Source organism: Streptomyces sp. NPDC043746 (assembly GCF_056436485.1).
The window spans coordinates 65,176-82,091 of sequence record NZ_JBWKCM010000004.1 but is presented as its reverse complement, the minus strand read 5'-3'; the positions used below and the strand labels follow the sequence as shown (position 1 = coordinate 82,091).

The window sequence follows — 16,916 nt, the reverse complement described above, 5'->3', positions numbered from 1 at the left end:
GGCGCCTCCTCCGGTCGGCGTACGGATCGCTCGAAGAATCGGATGAATGATGGCAGAGTGGCCCACATGGATGATCGGGTAGCGGGTGCCCTGTCACTCCCGGACGACTGGCCCGCCCACCCGGACCTCAGCCTCGCCCTGAACCGAATGGGCAGCTTCGACTGGGATCTGGACACCGGCCTCATGCACATGGACCGGGCCGCCCTCGACGTGTTCGACCTGACCGCCGACGAGTACGACAACCGGCCGGCCTCCCTCGCCCACCGCGTGCCGACCGACGAGGCCCAGCGGCTGGACGGCATGGTCTCGCAGGCGCTCAAGAGCGGCCGGACCAACTACGGCGCCTACTTCCGCATCCAGCGCCGCGACGGCAGCCTGCGCTGGACCCACACCCAGGGCTTCGTCCGCCGCGACGAGACCGGGCGGCCCCACCGGATCATCGGCATCGTCCGCGACGCCACCCAGGAGCTGGCCGACTCCGACGCCCGCCGTGAGCTGGACGAGGAGCGCCGCCACCGCACCAGCCTGGTCGAGGGCACCACCGCCGCGCTGGCCCACGCCCGTACGGTCAAGGACGTCATCGCCGTCCTCAAGAACTCCCAGGGCCTCGCCCACCTGGGAGCCACCAGCCTGGTCATGGGGCTGCTGGAGTCCGGGCGCATCCACCTGGTGGCCGACGGACCCGAGGGCGCCTACGTCCCCGGCACCCGGTTCACCCGGGTGGACGAGCAGTACCCGATGAGCGAGGTCGTCCGCACGCTCACCCCGCGCTTCATCGAGTCGGCCGAGGACTTCGCCACCTCCTACCCCGTCCTCTGGCCCCACATCAGCCACCTCGGCATCACCTCCGCCGCCTATATGCCGCTGATCGCCCAGGCCCGCCCGATCGGCGCGCTCGGCCTGCTCTACCGGGACAAGGCCGGCTTCACCCCCGACGAGCGCAACCTCCTCATGGCGCTCGGCACCTCGATCGCCCAGAGCCTCCAGCGCGCGATGCTCTACGAACAGGAGCACGACCTCGCCGAGGGGCTCCAGCAGGCGATGCTGCCCCGCCGGATCCCCGCCGTCCCCGGGGCCCAGGTCGCCGTCCGCTACCGCTCGGCCCGGCTCGGCCGGGACATCGGCGGCGACTGGTACGACCTGATTCCGCTGCCCGGCGGCCGCGTCGGCGCCGTCATCGGGGACGTACAGGGACACGACACCCACGCCGCCGCCGTCATGGGGCAGCTCCGTATCGTGCTGCGGGCCTACGCCGCCGAGGGGCACAGCCCCGCCACCGTCATGGCCCGGGCCTCCGTCTTCCTCCACGAACTGGACACTGACCGCTTCGCCACCTGCACCTACGCCGAGGCCGACCTGACCACCGGGGTGGTCCAGGTGGTCCGCGCCGGCCATGTCGACCCCCTGGTACGGGACGTGGACGGGAGCTGCCGCCGGATGCCGGCCGAGGGCGGCCTGCCGCTGGGGCTCTCGGCGGAGTTTGGGCGGCTGGAGTACCCGGTCTCCACGGCCGAGCTGGACCCCGGCCAGACGATGATCCTCTTCACCGACGGACTGGTCGAGCTGCCCGGTTCCGACCTCGACGAGGGCATGCAGCTGCTGACCACGCTCGTCTCCAACGGCCCCCAGGACCTCCAGAAGCTGGCCGACGACCTCTGCGACGCCGTCGACGTGCGCGGTGGCCAGGACGACGTGGCGCTCCTGCTGCTCCGCCGCCGGGCCGCCCAGGCCCCGCAGCCCGGCGGCAGGCTCCGCCAGCACGTCGCCCAGAACGACCCCGAGGCGCTCAGCTCGGCCCGGCACATGATCCGGGCGGCGGTACGCGCCTGGGGGGCGAAGGAGCGGGCCGACGAGATCGAGCTGGCCGCCGACGAGCTGACCACCAACGCCCTGATGCACACCGACGGCGGGGCCGTGGTGACGATCCGGGTGATGGCCGGGTCCGAGCGGCGGCTGCGCGTCGATGTGGAGGACCACTCCAGCGCCCTGCCGCGGCGTCGGGACGCGGGGACGGAGGGGGTCTCCGGGCGCGGCCTGATGCTCGTCGACCGGCTGGCCGACGTCTGGGGCGTGGAGTCCCGGGGCAGCGGCAAGTGCGTCTGGTGCGAGTTCCTGATCCCCGAGCGATCGTGATGTGCGGGCGACCCGTTTCGTAACAGTAAGTAACATGTCTGTGCTTGACCGTAACCGACCGCAAGCGATTGACTGCGAGGGTACGGATGCTCCGCCCCCGACGACATGAGGCCCCTGTTGGGTACCGAACTCCTGGCCCCGCTCGACCTGGCCTTCTGGCACCTCGAATCCGACGCCCACCCCATGCACCTGGGTGCTCTCGCCGTCTTCGCCCCGGCGCCCGGGCCCGGCGCCACCCCGGACCGCGTCCTGGAGCTGCTCCGCACCCGGGCCGCCGCCATCCCCCGGCTGCGCATGTGCGTACGGGACGTCCTGCTGCCGGTCGGCGGCGCCGCCTGGACGGTCGACAAGGGCTTCGACGTGCATCGGCACGTACGGCACGTGGCGGTGGAGGGCGGCGACTTCACGGCCGGGGCCACCCGGCTGGCCGGGGAGCTGATGGAACAGCCGCTGGAGCGCGGGCTGCCGCCCTGGCAGATGTATCTGATCGGCGGTGCCGACGACGGGCCCTTCGCCGTCCTGGTCAAGCTCCACCACGCGCTGGCCGACGGGATGCGGGCGGTCGCCATCGGCGCCGGGATCTTCGACGAGATCGCCGCGGCCACGACCCGGCCCACCCCGGGAGGCCGGCCCGCCCTCCCGCCCCGCTCCTGGCTCCCCGACCCCCGCGAGATGGCCGGTATGGCGCTCGGCCGGATCGGTGAGGTCGGCCGGGCCCTGGGCGTCGGCGCGTCCGTCGTCCGCGCGGGCCGTCTCGACCTCCGCTCCACCGCCCTCACCGCCCCCTCCAGCGGCACCCGGCGCCTGGCCACCGCGGACCTGGACGCAGCCGCCCTCCAGCGCGTCCGCCGCGCGGAGGGCGGCACCGCCAACGACGTCCTGCTCGCCGTGGTCGCCGGGGCCCTGCGCCGCTGGATGGCCGGACGCGGCGAAGCCCTCCCCGGCGCCGACCCGCGCGCCCTGGTCCCCGTCTCCCGGCGCAGGCCCGGCGGCGCGGTCACCGGCAACCGGCTCTCGGCCTATCTGCTGGACCTGCCCGTCGGCGCGGCCGACCCCCGCGAGCGGCTCCGGGCGGTGCGGACCGCGATGGAGGGCAACAAGGCGGCCGGACCGCTGAAGGGGGCCGGTGCCGTCGCCGTACTCGCGGACCAACTCCACCCGCTGGCCCACCGGTTCGGCGCGCCCCTGGCCGCGAACGCCGCCCGGCTGCTCTTCGACCTGCTCGTCACCAGCGTCCCGCTGCCCCGCTCCGCGCTCTCGCTGGGCGGCTGCCCGCTCAGCGCCCTGTACCCGATGGCCCCGCTGGCCCGGGGCCAGTCGCTGGCCGTGGCCCTGTCGACGTACGGCGGCCGGGTGCATGTGGGCCTGGTAGCGGACGGCAAGGCGCTGCCGGACCTGGACCGGCTGGCCGAGGCGGTGGCGGAGGAGTTCGCGGACCTGGAGGCGCTGGTGACGGGCCGCCTCCGCTCCGGCGCCCGAGCGCCCGGGCCGGTCGTCTGACAGGCAGCCGTACGCCGCCTGCGCCAGGCTGGAGCCATGCCCGAACTGCCCGAAGTCGAAGCCCTGCGGCTCTTCCTCGACGACCACCTGGTCGGCAAGGAGATCGCCCGCGTCCTCCCGCTGGCGATCAGCGTCCTGAAGACGTACGACCCGCCGCTGACCGCTCTCGAAGGCACCGCCGTCACCTCGGTCGACCGCCACGGCAAGTTCCTCGACATCGAGGCGGGCGGGCTGCACCTCTGCACCCATCTGGCCCGCGCGGGCTGGCTCCGCTGGAAGGACTCCTTCCCCGCCGCCCCCCCGCGCCCCGGCAAGAGCCCGCTCGCCCTGCGGCTGGTCACCGCGGACGGCGACGGCTTCGACCTCACCGAGATGGGCACCAAGAAGAGCCTCTCCGTCCACCTCGTCCGCGACCCCATGGAGGTCCCGGGCATCGCCCGCCTGGGCCCCGACCCGCTGGCCGGCACCTTCGACCGCGACGCGTTCGCCGCCGTCCTCGCCGGAGCGCGCCGCCAGATCAAGGGCGCCCTGCGCGACCAGGCGCTCATCGCGGGCATCGGCAACGCCTACAGCGACGAGATCCTGCACGTGGCGAAGATGTCCCCGTTCAAGCGGACCGCCGACCTGGACGAGGACGAGACCACCCGCCTGTACACCGCGATGCGCACGACCCTCCAGGACGCCGTGGCCCGTACCGGCGGGGTGGAGGCCGGAAAGCTCAAGTCCGAGAAGAAGAGCGGGATGCGGGTCCACGGCCGCACCGGCGAGGCCTGCCCGGTCTGCGGCGACACCGTCCTGTCGGTCTCCTTCAGCGACTCCTCGCTCCAGTACTGCCCCACCTGCCAGACCGGTGGCAAACCCCTGGCCGACCGGCGGATGTCCAAGTTCCTCAAGTGAGACTCGGGGGTTCTTGACGTGAGGCCCGGACTCTCCCCCGTACGGGCTCCGGCCCTCACCGCCCCACCGTCACCAACCGCCGCCCGTCCGCCGTCCGTACCTCGAAGCGGTCGATGCCCTCCGGCCGCAGCGCCGCCCCGCCCGCCACCTCCACCAGGCCCCCGGCCCCCGCACCCCCGGCCGACCAGCTGCTCACCGTCTCCTCGCTGCCGTCCCGGCCCACCGCGACCAGCGCGCACACCCCGACGGCTTCCACCCCCACCGCCTCCAGTGCCACCGCCGTCCCCCATTCGCGCCCCGCCGCCGTCACCACCGCCGCCGCCCCCGACCCCGGATCCGCCCCCGCCCACCGCTCCGCCACCGCCCCCTCTCCCGGACCGCCCCAGGACCCGGTCGCCACCGCCGACGGACCCGCCACCGCCAGCACCGCCGCCGCTGCCACCAGCACGATCCGCCGTCGGCCCGCCCGCCGCCGCCGGGCCGCCACCGTCGCGACCAGCCGGACCGCGAGGCCGGGCGAGGGCCGGACCACAGGACCGGCCACCGCCAGCCGGGCCGCCACCGCAGCCAGCTCGCGCGCCCGGGCGCGGCACGGACCGCACTCCTCCAGATGCTCCTCGAACCGGAAGGCGTCGGCCCTCCCGAGCACGCCCAGCGCATAGGCCCCCACCCGGATGTGGGGCTCGGTCGTCAGCATGTACTGCGGTACGGGAACAAGCCGGGATTCACTCAAGCCAGGAGGCCCCGGAGCCCCTAAACTCCGGGCTCATGCTGCGCGTACTCGCCGTCGACGACGAACCACCCGCCCTGGAGGAGCTGCTCTACCTCCTGCGCGCCGACCCCCGTATCCGCAGTGCCGAAGGTGCAACCGGGGCGACCGAGGCGCTGCGCCGCATCGGCAGCGCCGTGGACGCGGGCCCCGACGACCCCTCCGCCATCGACGTCGTCTTCCTGGACATCCACATGGCGGGCCTCACCGGCCTGGACGTCGCCCAGCTCCTCGCCGGATTCGCCGCGCCCCCGCTCATCGTCTTCGTCACCGCCCATGAGGGCTTCGCCGTCCACGCCTTCGACCTCAAGGCCGTGGACTACGTCCTGAAACCGGTCCGCCGCGAACGGCTCGCCGAGGCGGTGCGCCGGGTCGCGGAACAGGTGGCGGACCGGTCCGCCCCGGTCAACGACACCTCCGCCGACCAGATCCCGGTCGAGCTGGGCGGGGTCATCCGCTTCATCCCGATCGACGAGATCGCGTACGCCGAGGCCCAGGGCGACTACGCCCGGCTGCACACCGCGAGCGGCAGCCATCTCGTCCGCATCCCCCTCACCACCCTGGAGGAGCGCTGGCGCTCGCGCGGCTTCGTCCGGATCCACCGACGCCACCTGGTGGCGCTGGGCCGCATCGACGAACTGCGGCTCGACGCGGGGAGCATGAGCGTCCGCATCGGGGAGGCCGAGCTGGCCGTCAGCCGCCGCCACACCCGCGCCCTGCGCGACCTGCTGATGCGCCAGGGCGGCCGTTGAACGGAGCCCCGGCCCACCCCCGTGACCTGCGGCCCCTTCGGTGAAACCTTCCCAGCACCGGCCCTCGCCGCCTAGACTCCGAGCCCATGTCACAGGAGACCTCACCCCGGCGCGAAGTCGTCACGGGAGAGCCCCGCCGGGTGCGTCCCCTGCCCCGCTACCGGACCCAGTCGGAGATCGAGGAGCAGACCGCACTCGGCGGCGCCTACGTCCGCTCGCTGATGCGCAGCCAGCTCCGCGCCGGGCTCACCGTCTTCGCCGTCCTTGCCCTCGTCGCGGGCACCCTCCCGCTCCTCTTCGCAGCCCTGAACAGCGCCCCCCTCGTGTGGGCGGTGCTCGGCTTCGCCACCTACCCGCCGCTCACCCTGGCCGCCTGGTGGTACGTGCGCCGGGCCGAGCGCAACGAGCGCGACTTCGCCCGGCTGGTGGAGGGCCGCCCGACGCCGTGAGCACCCCCGACCACACGGCGTCCTGGGTGGCGGTCGCCCTCGTCGTCCTCGCCACCGTCCTCGTCGGCGGCTTCGGCCTGCGCATCTCCCGTACGACCTCCGACTTCTACGTCGCCTCCCGGACCGTGCGGCCCCGGCTGAACGCCGCCGCGATCAGCGGCGAGTACCTCTCGGCCGCCTCCTTCCTCGGCGTCGCGGGGCTGGTCCTGCTGCACGGACCGGACATGCTCTGGTACCCGGTCGGCTACACCGCCGGCTATCTCGTGCTGCTGGTCTTCGTCGCCGCCCCGCTGCGCCGCTCGGGGGCGTACACCCTGCCGGACTTCGCCGAGGGGCGGCTCGAATCCCTTCACGTCCGCCGCCTGGTCAGCGTCCTCGTGGTGGGGGCCGGGTGGCTCTACCTCGTCCCGCAGCTCCAGGGAGCCGGGCTGACGCTGAAGATCCTCACCGGGGCGCCCGGCTGGCTCGGCGACGTGCTCGTCGCGACCGTGGTGATGGTCGCCGTGGCGGCGGGCGGAATGCGCTCCATCACCTTCGTCCAGGTCTTCCAGTACTGGCTGAAGCTGACCGCGCTCCTCGTCCCCGCCCTCTTCCTCGTCCTCGCCTGGCAGGGCGACGGCCGCCCCCGGGTCAGCTTCGACGACCAGTTCGCCGTCTTCCGCGCCGACCACCCGCTCTACGCCACCTACGGACTGATCGTGGCGACCTTCCTCGGCACCATGGGCCTGCCGCACGTCGTCGTCCGCTTCTACACCAGCCCCAACGGCCGCGACGCCCGCCGCACCACCGTCGCCGTCCTCGCCCTGGTCGGCCTCTTCTATCTGCTGCCGCCCGTCTACGGGGCGCTCGGCCGGCTGTACGCACCCGAGCTGCGCCACGGCGGAGACGCGGACGCGGCCGTGCTGCTCCTGCCGGCCCGGGTGATCGGCGGGCTCGGCGGCGATCTGCTGGGCGCGCTCATCGCGGGCGGGGCGTTCGCCGCCTTCCTCTCCACCGCCTCCGGACTCACCATGGCGGTCGCCGGGGTCATCACCCAGGACGTCCTGCCCTCGCGCGGGGTGCGCCACTTCCGCCTCGCCACCGTCCTCGCCATCGCCGTGCCGCTCGCCGGCTCGCTGCTGGTCAGCCGGGTGCCGGTGGCCGACGCGGTGGGCATGGCGTTCGCCGTCTCCGCCTCCTCCTTCTGCCCGCTGCTCGTCCTCGGCATCTGGTGGCGCCGCCTCACCCCGCCCGGCGCGGCAGCGGGGCTCCTGCTCGGCGGCGGCTCGGCCCTCCTCGCCGTCGCCATCACCGTGAGCGGGGCCGTCACCCCGCCCGGCTGGCCGCACGCCCTGCTCGCCTGGCCCGCCGTCTGGTCCGTCCCCGTGGGGTTCCTCGCGATGATCCTCGTCTCGCTCGCCACGCCGGGGCGGATCCCGCCCGGCACCAACGCGGCCATGACCCGCTTCCACCTCCCCGAGGCCCTCACCTCGGCACGGGCCCCCGGGCGGGAGCGATGACCGGGGCCGCGATCGCCGTCCTCACCGTGCTCGTGGCCCTGCTGTTCGGTACCGGGTTCCTGCTGGGCCGCAGGACCGCGCGGCCACTGCGCCCCAGCGATGTCGGCACCCCCGTCGAACACGCCACCTTCGAGACCCTGCACACCGCCTCCCTCGCCGCGCCCCCGCTGCGGGCCGGGCTCACCGAGGAGAGCGCCCGGCGCTCGGCCCGGCGGCTGCGGTCCCTGCTCGGCACCGACGCCCTCTGCCTCACCGACCGGGAACGCGTCCTGGCCTGGGACGGCGCCGGACACCACCACGGCAAGGACGTGCTGGGCCACATCCAGGAGCTGCTGGAGGGCGGGCGCGGCACCGCCTTCGACAGCGGCTGCGCCGACCTCGACTGCCCGCTGCGCTGGGCGGTCGCCGTCCCGCTCACCGTCGAGAACCGGGTCCTGGGCGCACTCGTCGCCTACGCCCCGCGCGAGTCGGCGGTGCTGGCCCGGGCGGCGGGGGAGGTCGCCCGCTGGGTCTGCGTACAGCTGGAGCTGGCGGAGCTGGACCGCTCCCGTACGCAGCTGATCGAGGCCGAGATCAAGGCGCTGCGGGCCCAGATCTCCCCGCACTTCATTTTCAACTCCCTCGCCGCCATCGCCTCGTTCGTCCGCACTGACCCCGAGCAGGCCCGCGAACTCCTCCTGGAGTTCGCCGACTTCACCCGCTACTCCTTCCGGCGGCACGGCGAGTTCACCACCCTGGCCGACGAACTCCACTCCATCGACCAGTACTTGGCGCTGGTCCGCGCCCGCTTCGGCAAACGCCTCTCGGTCACCCTCCAGGTCGCCCCCGAGGTGCTGCCCGTCGCCCTGCCCTTCCTCTGCCTCCAGCCGCTGGTGGAGAACGCCGTCAAGCACGGCCTGGAGGGATCCGTCACCCCGGCGCGCGAGCGGCCGGCGGACACCCCGTTCCGGATCACCATCAGCGCGCTCGACGCCGGATCGGAGGCCGAGGTGGTGATCGAGGACAGCGGCGGCGGCATGGACCCCGAACGGCTGCGCCGCATCCTGCGCGGCGAGGCCACCACCCCCTCCACCGGCATCGGCCTGCTCAACGTGGACGAGCGGCTGCGCCAGGTGTACGGGGACGGGTACGGGCTCGTCATCGAGACCGGGGTCGGCGCGGGCATGAGGATCACGCTGCGGCTGCCCAAGTACCGTGCGGGGGTGCACGGTTCATGACGTCCGAGCCCTGCCCGGGTCCGCCCCCCGCCTTCCGGTGCCTCTCAGCACAGATGGACGGCCAAGTGCACCAGCGGCAGGCCCAGTTGCCACGCCGGGGTCCACACCTGCACCTCCCCCTCGGTTTCGTGCCCGCCCCCGGCCACGGGCTCCCGGGGAGAGGTCACGATCGCGTCCAGGTCGGCGGCGAGCAGTTCGGTCTCCTCCAGCCACCTCCAGGCCGCCCGCGCCAGGGCCAGGTCCGGGTCGCCCGGCCCGGCCCGCAGCTCCCCCTTTGCGAGGCGCTCGCAGATCCAGCTCCGCCAGGTGGTCCCGTACGCCGTGAGCAGCCGCAGCTCGTCGACGCGCGCCTCGGAGAGCACGCCGGGGACCGGGGCGTTCCCCAGGAGGCCGGAGAGGAATATCGTGAGCGCGAGCGCGTCGCGCCCGGCCCGGAACTCCAGCGTCGTCGGCTCCATGAGGTCGCCGGTGCGTAACAGCTCGTCCGCGACGTACTCCGTGCACAGCCAGGCCATCGGTACCGGCAGCCCGTCCCCTCCGGTCCCAGCCGTATCCTCGGGACGCATCCCCTCTCGCCTCTTTCCTTGCTCGTTGCCGGGCTTCACGCAGCATTGAACCGGGGGCGGACGCCCCGCGTGGGCAGAAGCGGAGGATCGCCCAGGAGATGCGAGGCTTGCGAATGACCACCGACCCCGGCGATGACCCGCATGTGCGCCTGCTGCTGGGCGCGTACGTCCTGGACGCGCTGGACCCGGAGGAGACCTGCCGGGTGGCCCGCCACCTCCGGTCCTGCGACTCCTGTGCCCGCGACTACGTGGAGACGGCGGAGGCCTCGCTCCTGCTCTCCCTGCTGCGGGCGGAGGACCTCGGGGAGTAGCCGGGCAGGTTTCGGGAGAGCAGCCGCAGGGCGTAGTACGAACGGGACTTGACGGTCCCGGCGGGGATGCCCAGTGTCTCGGCGGTCTCGCCGACGCTCAGCCCCCGGAAGTAGAGCTGCACCAGCACCGCGCGGTGTTCGGGGCTGAGCGTGCGGACCGCCTCGCGGACGTCCAGCGCGCGGACGGCCGAGTCGGCGGGGTCCTGTTCGGCCGGGGTGCTCTCCAGTACCAGGTCGCTGACCTCGGTGGGGCGCGCCTGGCGGGAGCGCCTGGCGTCGATGGCGAGGCGGCGGCCGACGGTGAAGAGCCAGGGGCGCATCGAGTCGTAGGGCGCGTCGAAGGCCTCCGGGTGCTGCCAGGCGCGCACCAGGGTCTCCTGCACCAGGTCCTCGGCCCGCTGCCGGTCCCCGAAGGTCAGCCCGAGCAGGAAGTGGAAGAGGGCGGGGCCGTGTTCCCGCTGCAACTCCGCGATGGCCCGCTCATCGGTCGTCGTCGTGGTCTTCATGAACGTCCGTCCTTTCCCGCGGGAGGCCCCCGACGGCCTCGCTGCCGCCTGGCGTATCCGAACGCATTCGGCGGCGCGGGAACACCCGGTGCGCCGAGGCGTGCGACGAGCGGTCGCTCAGTGCGGCGAATGGTGCGGCGAACGGTCGAGGGGCCGTCGGGGTCGGACGGTACGACCAGTTCAGCTAGATATGCGGCAATGATCCTTGCTTCACCGGTATGACGATCTGTGTAGTCGGATGGTCGCAACCATCCGAGCAGGGAGTCGAGCAGATGCAGATGACGCGGTGCGTCCGACCGGGCGCCGTGACCGCCCTCGCCCTCCTGCTCGCCGCGGCCACCGGCTGCACCGGGCAGCCGCCACCGGCACCCGCCCCGAGCGCACCACCGGCCGCGCCGTCCTCCGCCGCGCCGGGCGCGGGCGGCCAGGAGACCGACGTACCGCGTCCGTTCACTCTCCTGGCCTCGGGTGATGTCCTGCCGCACTCCTCCGTCATCGACCGTGCGGCGGCCGACGCGGGCGGGCAGGGCTACGACTTCACCCCGATGCTCAAGGGCGTCCAGCCGGTCGTCTCCCGCGCCGACCTCGCCCTCTGCCACATGGAGACGGTGTACGGGAGGGACGGTGGCCCGTACACCGGCTATCCGACCTTCAAGTCGCCGCCCGAGGTCGCCACCGCCCTCGCCGCCACCGGATACGACTCCTGCTCCACCGCCTCCAACCACACCCTGGACGACGGCGCCGACGGCATCGTCCGCACCCTCGGGGCCCTGGACGCGGCGGGCATCCGGCACGCCGGATCGGCCCGCTCCGCCGCCGAGGCCGCGACGCCCACGATCCTCTCAGCGGGGTCGGGGAAGCGAGCGGCGAAGGTCGCGCACCTGGCGTACACCTACGGCACCAACGGTATTCCGCTGCCCGCCGGGAAGCCGTGGGCGGTCAACCTCATCGACGAGCGGAAGATCGTGGCCGAGGCCAGGGCGGCCCGCCGGGCGGGCGCCGACGTCGTCGTGCTCTCCGTCCACTGGGGCACCGAATGGCAGGACGAACCGGATGCCCGGCAGCTGGAGCTGGCCGACCGCCTCACCGCCTCACGGGACGCGGGCCGCCCCGACATCGACCTGATCATCGGCACCCATGCCCACGTCCCGCAGGCGTACGAGAAGGTCAACGGCACCTGGGTCGTCTACGGCATGGGCGACCAGATCGCCGGAGCGATGATCAACTACCGGGGCGTCCAGGACCCGCGCGGCAACCAGGGCACGCTGGGCCGCTTCACCTTCGCCCCGCCCGTGCGGCCCGGCGGGCGCTGGACGGTCGCGAAGGCCGAGTTCGTACCGCAGTGGTACGACACCACCGCCGGACGCACCGTCAACCTCAACGCCTCCGTCAAGGCCGGAGCCGACCACCACCGCCCGGTCCGCGACCGCATCCGGGACGTGACCCTCGGCCGGGGCGCGGAGCAGGACGGCCTGGTCATGGGGGAGTAGTCGGAAGCCGTCGAGGGGTTACGGCACCACGGTGACCGGCCAGCGCCCCGCCTTCACCAGCCGCACGGCCACCGAGCCGATGAACCGGTGCCCCGCCGACTCCGAAGCCCCCACCACCACGGCGTCCGCCGTCAGTTCCTCGGCCGCCGACACCAGCCCGCTGTAGGGATCACCCCGGAACGTGTGGAACTCCCAGCGCACGTCCCAGGTGTCCTTCAGCCGCTCCGCCGACTCCCGGATCTCCTCGGCCAGCTCCTGCGCCACCTCACCCGTCGTGTCCCCGATGGGCACGCCCAGCGCGGCGCCCGCGGGGACCACGGGCTGCACGTAGACCAGGGCCAGCCGGGCGTTCTGCCGCCGGGCGAGACCGGCGGCATAGGCGGCGGCACGCATGGACGAGTCGGACCCGTCGAGCCCCGCGACGATCACCTTGGGCCCGTCCGTTCCCCGTTCGAACCGGTGGGACTGCTGCTCTGTCACGCTCCCGAGGCTATCCGGTGGAGCGAGGGCGCGGCCGGAAGGGCCCGGCCTCCGCCGGTCGCTGCGACGAACGGGTGCAAAACGGGCGACCCTCGGTGTCGCCGACCGGGGAGGACGCCCGGCCGTGCGAGCAGTTGGTGATGCGAAGTGATCACCTCCGGACCGACCGCCGCACGCTGCTGAAGGTCGCCGTCGGCCTCGGGGCCGCCGCCACCGTCCACCTCGTCGCCGCTGATCCGGCCTCCACGCCCACCCGCCCCGCGCGGGCCGCCGGCACCCCGCCCGCCGCGGCCGCGGGGCCGCCCGCCGGGCTACCGGGCCGCCCGCCCGCGTACCGCCTCCAGCCCATGACGGCGGCCGCACCGCCCCGCTTCCGGCCGGCCGTACCTCCCGTACGCACCCGGCCCTTCGAGAAGCTCCCCGACCTCGGCCGCTCCGTCGTGCTCACCTTCGACGACGGACCCGACGCGCGCTACACCCCCGACATCCTGGCCACCCTGCGCAAGCACCGGGTCCGCGCGATGTTCTTCGTCTGCGGCGAGATGGCCGACACCCACCGCGACCTGTTGCGCGAGATGGCCGACGACGGCCACGTGGTGGGCAACCACTCCTGGTCGCACCCGTTGATCCCGGGCCTCTCGCGCGCCGCGATCCGCGACGAGCTGGGGCGTACCAGCGACGTCGTGGAGGCCACGCTCGGCACCGCGCCGCTCTGGTACCGCGCTCCCTACGGCGCGTGGAACCGCAACTCGTTCGAGATCGGCGCCGACCTGGGCATGGAGCCGATGGCCTGGACCGTCGACACCCTCGACTGGACCACCCCGGGCACGAACACCATCGTCCGCCGGGTGCTCGACGGCGCGGCCCCCGGTGTCGTCGTCCTCTCCCACGACGCGGGCGGCGACCGCTCCCAGAGCGTGGCGGCCCTGCGCCGCTACCTCCCCCGGCTGATCGACGAGGGCTACCGCGTCACGGTGCCGCAGCGGATCTGATGACCGCGCGCGGCGGTGCCCCCGGCGGACCGCCGCCGGGGGCGACGGCGCCGCACCGGTCAGCGCGTCTCCACCAGCCGGGCGAAGACCACCACGTTCCCCTCGTAGCCGCCCGCCTTCGAGTACGAACCGCCGCAGGTGATCACCCGCAGCTCCGCGTGGCCCGTGTCGCCGTAGACCCGGGCGCCGGGGAAGTCGTTCTTGGCGAAGACCTCCACCCCGTACACCTCGAAGACCGCGATCCGGCCGTCGTAGCGCTCGACCTCGACCCGGTGGCCCTTCTGGAGCGAGCCCAGGCCGTAGAAGACCGCCGGGCCTGAGGTGTTGTCGACATGGCCGACGACCACGGAGGTGCCGCGCTCGCCGGGGGCGATGCCGTTCTGGTACCAGCCGGCCAGGTTGGGGTCCTCGGCCGGCGGGGCGTCGATCCAGCCGTCGGTGTCCAGGTTGACGTCGATGATCGGGGCGTCCACGTCGATGGTGGGGATCCGTACCCGGGAGGCGGGGGCGTACGGCAGCGGCTGCACCGGCTCGCCCTCCACCGGCGGCCCCGCGGTGTCACTGCCCAGATCCAGCGAGGCGGCGGCAGCGGGCTGCGGCGGGCCCTCCTCCCCGAACTCCGCGCCGTTGCGCAGCAGGGCGAGGCCCGTGAGCATGACCAGGGCGACGGCCCCCCACGGCACGCGTCTGGTCCGCCCGGCGCCAGCGTAGTCCCGGCCCATGGTGCTCCCTTCGTCGCGACGCTTGGAACGCTAGGGGCGGTGCGGCCGGGCGGCGATCAGGGAGAGGCGAACGGGTGGCGGGCGCGGACCGGGCCCCGAGGGCACGCGATGCGGTGCCCTCGGGGTGACTGCCCTTCGGAGTAATGAGCAGATAAAAGTTCTGACACCCTGTGACCTGCGGCTCCGTCAGATCCAGGGCTTTCCGTACGGCGTGTCGCGTCACCGGGGTGGAGCAGTGCCGAAGTGCGAGCCGAAGGGGGACTGGTGAGTGTTCGTCGTGGGAGGCGTTCACGTCGATCCATCCCGGAGGACAGGCCTCCGGGGCGTCCCCCGCTGGAGGTCCACACAATGCGTGCTTCACGCGTTCTCGCGGTCACCGCGACCGCATTCGCGGCCGTCGGGCTCGCCGCACCCATGGCCGCCGCCACCAACGGCCCGGTCAACGTCAGCGTCAACCCGCAGTCGGTCCACCAGGGCGCGACCATGAAGGTCACCGCGCAGGGCTGCGGCCACGGCGGCAAGGTCTGGTCGAACGCCTTCCCGACGACGGAGCTCTCGGCGGGCGGCACCAACCACGCCACCGCCCACATCCGGCACAACACCACGCCGGGGCACTACCACCTCTCCGTGAAGTGCAGCGACAACGACAAGATCGCCACGCACAAGTTCACCGTGCTCGCCGGCCACGGCGCGCAGGGCGGGCTCGGTGGCTCGATGGGCCCGAGCTCCGTGGAGATGCAGGTCGGCGGCGGCCTGGTGGCCGCGGCGGCCGTCGGTGGCGCGGTCTTCCTCGTCCGGCGTCGGCGGACGAGCCATGCGGCGTTCTAGGACGTCCGACCTCCCGCCCGGCCCGATACGCCCGTCGCCCCGAGTCCTGGACCAGGACCCGGGGCGACTGCCGTGCGACCCCATGCCGTGGCCGTCAGCGCCGGCGGCCGGTGGAGCGGCGGCGTGCGAAGTAGAGGGTGCCGGTGGCGGCCACGAGCACCAGGGCGGCGCCCGCCGCGATCTGCACGGGGTCCGTGGTCCCGGCGCTGCCGCCGAGCCCGCCGCGCACCCCGCTCGGCGCGATGGCCGTGGAGCTGACGGTCGGGGCCGTGGTCGGGACGGCCGTGGGGGCGGGGGGGACGGTGGGTCCCGCGGTGATGGTGAGGTTGACGTTGCGGGTGGTGCCCGTGGAGCCGCAGGAGAACGTCACCGCGTAGACCGCGCCCCGGCGGGCGTCCGTGTCGACGGTCGCGGTGGCCGTGGTGCTGCCGCTCGGGATGACGGTCGTGTCGAAGATGCCCGAGGTGACGGTCGTCTCGCCGGTGCACCCGCCGCCCCCGAGGGTCACCCGGCCGCCCGGTGCGACGACCGAGGGGGTGATGGTCGGGTTGAACGTGTTGATGGCCCCGTCCGGCGCGGCATGGGCGGCGGGCGGGGCCAGCAGGGTGAGGGCGGCGGCGCCCAGGAGTGCGAGGGGTGCGACACGTATCGCGCGCATGGTGGATCCTCCGGGTTCCCCGAGGGGCAGCTGCGGAATGAATTTCCACATAGCAGGAAAAATGCACCTCGATGCGCGACACGCTAGGAGCGGCGTGGACCGGCCGCTATCGGGGTCCGGCGAACGGGTCATCCTGTACCCCGGACGGCGGCACCGCCGTCCCCACCGGAGGCGGCGCCGTCCGGGGCGGAGGTCAGGGGGCGGCCCCCGGGAACAGGTCGATGAAGGGGGAGGCGGTGGCCGAGACGCCCCGGCCGAAGGGGGAGTCGAAGGACCAGATCAGGAAGAGCAGGAACGCGATCAGCGCGCTGAAGAGCCCCGCCAGCAGCAGTTCCCGGAAGGTTCTGCGGATCTGGAGGGTGAAGATCAGCCCGACGGTCACCAGCGCCCCGATGATCAGGCCGAACCACACCACCCCGGGCATCGTGGCGCCCGCGTTCTCCCCCCGTGAGCTGCGGGCGTCGTCCGCCGCCGCCACCTGGTCCACGAGCGGCTGGTAGGCCTGCCCCTCGTGCTCGGTCTGCGGCTCGTAGTCGGTGACGTCGGCCCGGACCCGGGCCAGCAGCTCCGTGCCCCGTTCGGTGAGGGCGCCCTGCTCGGCCATCACCCGCCACTCCTCACCGACGACATGGCCGACGTAGGCGTCCAGATCCGCGCGGATGCGGTCGCGGACCTCCGCCGGGTAGACGGAGGAGCGCTCCCGCACCTCGTGCAGCGCCTGCGCCTCCAGCCGTACGGACTCCTGGGCGGCGCTGCGGCCCTCCCAGACCCCGGCGATGGCCAGGCCCAGCACGATCGCGTAGACCACGCCGATCATCATCGTCATGTACTCGATGACGTCCGGCGTCTCGGACGGATCGTCGTCGTCGGCGACCCGTCGGTTGTTGAGCACGGCGATGGTGAGCACGACCGCACAGGCCGACGCCATGGCAATGCTCAGGACGAGCCATTCGGACATGGATATCTCCTCGTCAGCGGGGACGGTGTCAGCGGGACGATCGCGGCCGCAGCACGGCGACGGCGAAGACCGCCGGGGCGGTGATCAGCAGGGTCGTGGACACCAGGGACGGACTGCTCCGGGGCTCCTTGCGGGTCGCCTTGCGGTATGTGGGCAGCGCCACGGGCCGGGCCTCCGGCGGCTTCGGCG

General features: G+C 73.5%; 19 protein-coding genes. 11 read left to right on the top strand and 8 right to left on the bottom strand.

The features are described 5' to 3' along the window. The first annotated feature begins 66 nt into the window (after positions 1-66). The 3 genes from AC0682_RS06070 (at position 67) to AC0682_RS06060 (ending at position 4,530) form a co-directional block, all read left to right on the top strand. Positions 67-2,133, top strand: a complete 2,067-nt coding sequence (locus AC0682_RS06070) for a SpoIIE family protein phosphatase (RefSeq protein ID WP_478531181.1) — start codon at positions 67-69, stop codon at positions 2,131-2,133. Between the two features lie 117 nt (positions 2,134-2,250). Continuing rightward, positions 2,251-3,633, top strand: coding sequence for a wax ester/triacylglycerol synthase family O-acyltransferase (locus AC0682_RS06065; RefSeq protein WP_478531180.1), 1,383 nt, complete (start codon positions 2,251-2,253; stop codon positions 3,631-3,633). 36 nt (positions 3,634-3,669) lie between these two features. Further along, positions 3,670-4,530: an Fpg/Nei family DNA glycosylase gene (locus tag AC0682_RS06060; RefSeq protein WP_478531179.1), complete on the top strand. Its 861-nt coding sequence runs from the start codon at positions 3,670-3,672 to the stop codon at positions 4,528-4,530. 55 nt (positions 4,531-4,585) lie between these two features. Here the strand turns inward: AC0682_RS06060 and AC0682_RS06055 are convergent, their stop codons facing one another. After that, entirely contained in the window at positions 4,586-5,227 is a 642-nt protein-coding gene (locus tag AC0682_RS06055) for a zf-HC2 domain-containing protein (RefSeq protein ID WP_254811257.1), read from the bottom strand. Between the two features lie 71 nt (positions 5,228-5,298). Between AC0682_RS06055 and AC0682_RS06050 the strand changes: the two genes are divergently transcribed. The 4 genes from AC0682_RS06050 (at position 5,299) to AC0682_RS06035 (ending at position 9,216) form a co-directional block, all read left to right on the top strand. Continuing rightward, a complete protein-coding gene (locus AC0682_RS06050) occupies positions 5,299-6,051 on the top strand; it encodes a LytR/AlgR family response regulator transcription factor (RefSeq protein WP_254811256.1) in 753 nt (250 codons plus the stop codon). An 86-nt stretch (positions 6,052-6,137) separates the two neighbouring features. After that, a complete protein-coding gene (locus AC0682_RS06045; RefSeq protein WP_254811255.1) occupies positions 6,138-6,500 on the top strand; it encodes a hypothetical protein in 363 nt (120 codons plus the stop codon). Next, positions 6,497-7,999, top strand: a complete 1,503-nt coding sequence (locus AC0682_RS06040) for a sodium/solute symporter (RefSeq protein WP_254811254.1) — start codon at positions 6,497-6,499, stop codon at positions 7,997-7,999. The genes AC0682_RS06045 and AC0682_RS06040 overlap by 4 nt, the downstream gene beginning before the upstream one ends. Beyond that, entirely contained in the window at positions 7,996-9,216 is a 1,221-nt protein-coding gene (locus tag AC0682_RS06035; protein ID WP_478531178.1) for a sensor histidine kinase, read from the top strand. The genes AC0682_RS06040 and AC0682_RS06035 overlap by 4 nt, the downstream gene beginning before the upstream one ends. Before the next feature lie 44 nt (positions 9,217-9,260). Here AC0682_RS06035 and AC0682_RS06030 read toward each other — a convergent pair whose 3' ends face one another. After that, positions 9,261-9,782 (bottom strand): hypothetical protein, encoded by a 522-nt coding sequence (locus tag AC0682_RS06030; RefSeq protein ID WP_254811252.1) that lies wholly within the window; start codon positions 9,780-9,782, stop codon positions 9,261-9,263. Positions 9,783-9,895: 113 nt separating this feature from the next. Here AC0682_RS06030 and AC0682_RS06025 point away from each other — a divergent pair, with 113 nt between their 5' ends. Next, entirely contained in the window at positions 9,896-10,093 is a 198-nt protein-coding gene (locus tag AC0682_RS06025; protein WP_254811251.1) for a zf-HC2 domain-containing protein, read from the top strand. On the opposite strand, the gene AC0682_RS06020 is transcribed toward AC0682_RS06025, so the two are convergent. Next, positions 10,027-10,599 carry a sigma-70 family RNA polymerase sigma factor gene (locus tag AC0682_RS06020; protein WP_254811250.1) on the bottom strand — a complete coding sequence of 191 codons (573 nt, stop codon included), beginning with the start codon at positions 10,597-10,599 and terminating at the stop codon, positions 10,027-10,029. The two genes, AC0682_RS06025 and AC0682_RS06020, sit on opposite strands and share 67 nt — an antisense overlap. 278 nt (positions 10,600-10,877) lie before the next feature. Here AC0682_RS06020 and AC0682_RS06015 point away from each other — a divergent pair, with 278 nt between their 5' ends. After that, positions 10,878-12,089 carry a CapA family protein gene (locus AC0682_RS06015; RefSeq protein WP_478531473.1) on the top strand — a complete coding sequence of 404 codons (1,212 nt, stop codon included), beginning with the start codon at positions 10,878-10,880 and terminating at the stop codon, positions 12,087-12,089. An 18-nt stretch (positions 12,090-12,107) separates the two neighbouring features. On the opposite strand, the gene AC0682_RS06010 is transcribed toward AC0682_RS06015, so the two are convergent. Further along, complete coding sequence (locus AC0682_RS06010; RefSeq protein ID WP_478531176.1) at positions 12,108-12,569, bottom strand: universal stress protein; 462 nt, start codon at positions 12,567-12,569, stop codon at positions 12,108-12,110. A 140-nt stretch (positions 12,570-12,709) separates the two neighbouring features. On the opposite strand from AC0682_RS06010, the gene AC0682_RS06005 reads away from it, so the two are divergent. After that, the gene (locus tag AC0682_RS06005; RefSeq protein WP_478531175.1) at positions 12,710-13,561 is read left to right on the top strand and encodes a polysaccharide deacetylase family protein; all 852 of its coding nucleotides are present in this window, start codon (positions 12,710-12,712) and stop codon (positions 13,559-13,561) included. Positions 13,562-13,620: 59 nt separating this feature from the next. Here AC0682_RS06005 and AC0682_RS06000 read toward each other — a convergent pair whose 3' ends face one another. Continuing rightward, entirely contained in the window at positions 13,621-14,283 is a 663-nt protein-coding gene (locus AC0682_RS06000) for a class F sortase (protein WP_478531174.1), read from the bottom strand. Between the two features lie 348 nt (positions 14,284-14,631). Between AC0682_RS06000 and AC0682_RS05995 the strand changes: the two genes are divergently transcribed. Beyond that, the gene (locus AC0682_RS05995; protein WP_478531172.1) at positions 14,632-15,111 is read left to right on the top strand and encodes a hypothetical protein; all 480 of its coding nucleotides are present in this window, start codon (positions 14,632-14,634) and stop codon (positions 15,109-15,111) included. A 94-nt stretch (positions 15,112-15,205) separates the two neighbouring features. Here the strand turns inward: AC0682_RS05995 and AC0682_RS05990 are convergent, their stop codons facing one another. The 3 genes from AC0682_RS05990 to AC0682_RS05980 all read right to left on the bottom strand — a co-directional run bounded on the left by AC0682_RS05990 (position 15,206) and on the right by AC0682_RS05980 (position 16,890). After that, positions 15,206-15,769, bottom strand: coding sequence for a hypothetical protein (locus tag AC0682_RS05990; RefSeq protein ID WP_478531171.1), 564 nt, complete (start codon positions 15,767-15,769; stop codon positions 15,206-15,208). 193 nt (positions 15,770-15,962) lie between these two features. Further along, positions 15,963-16,727 carry a bestrophin-like domain gene (locus AC0682_RS05985; RefSeq protein WP_478531169.1) on the bottom strand — a complete coding sequence of 255 codons (765 nt, stop codon included), beginning with the start codon at positions 16,725-16,727 and terminating at the stop codon, positions 15,963-15,965. A gap of 28 nt (positions 16,728-16,755) precedes the next feature. Next, complete coding sequence (locus tag AC0682_RS05980) at positions 16,756-16,890, bottom strand: hypothetical protein (protein WP_478531168.1); 135 nt, start codon at positions 16,888-16,890, stop codon at positions 16,756-16,758. Between the last annotated feature and the right edge of the window lie 26 nt (positions 16,891-16,916).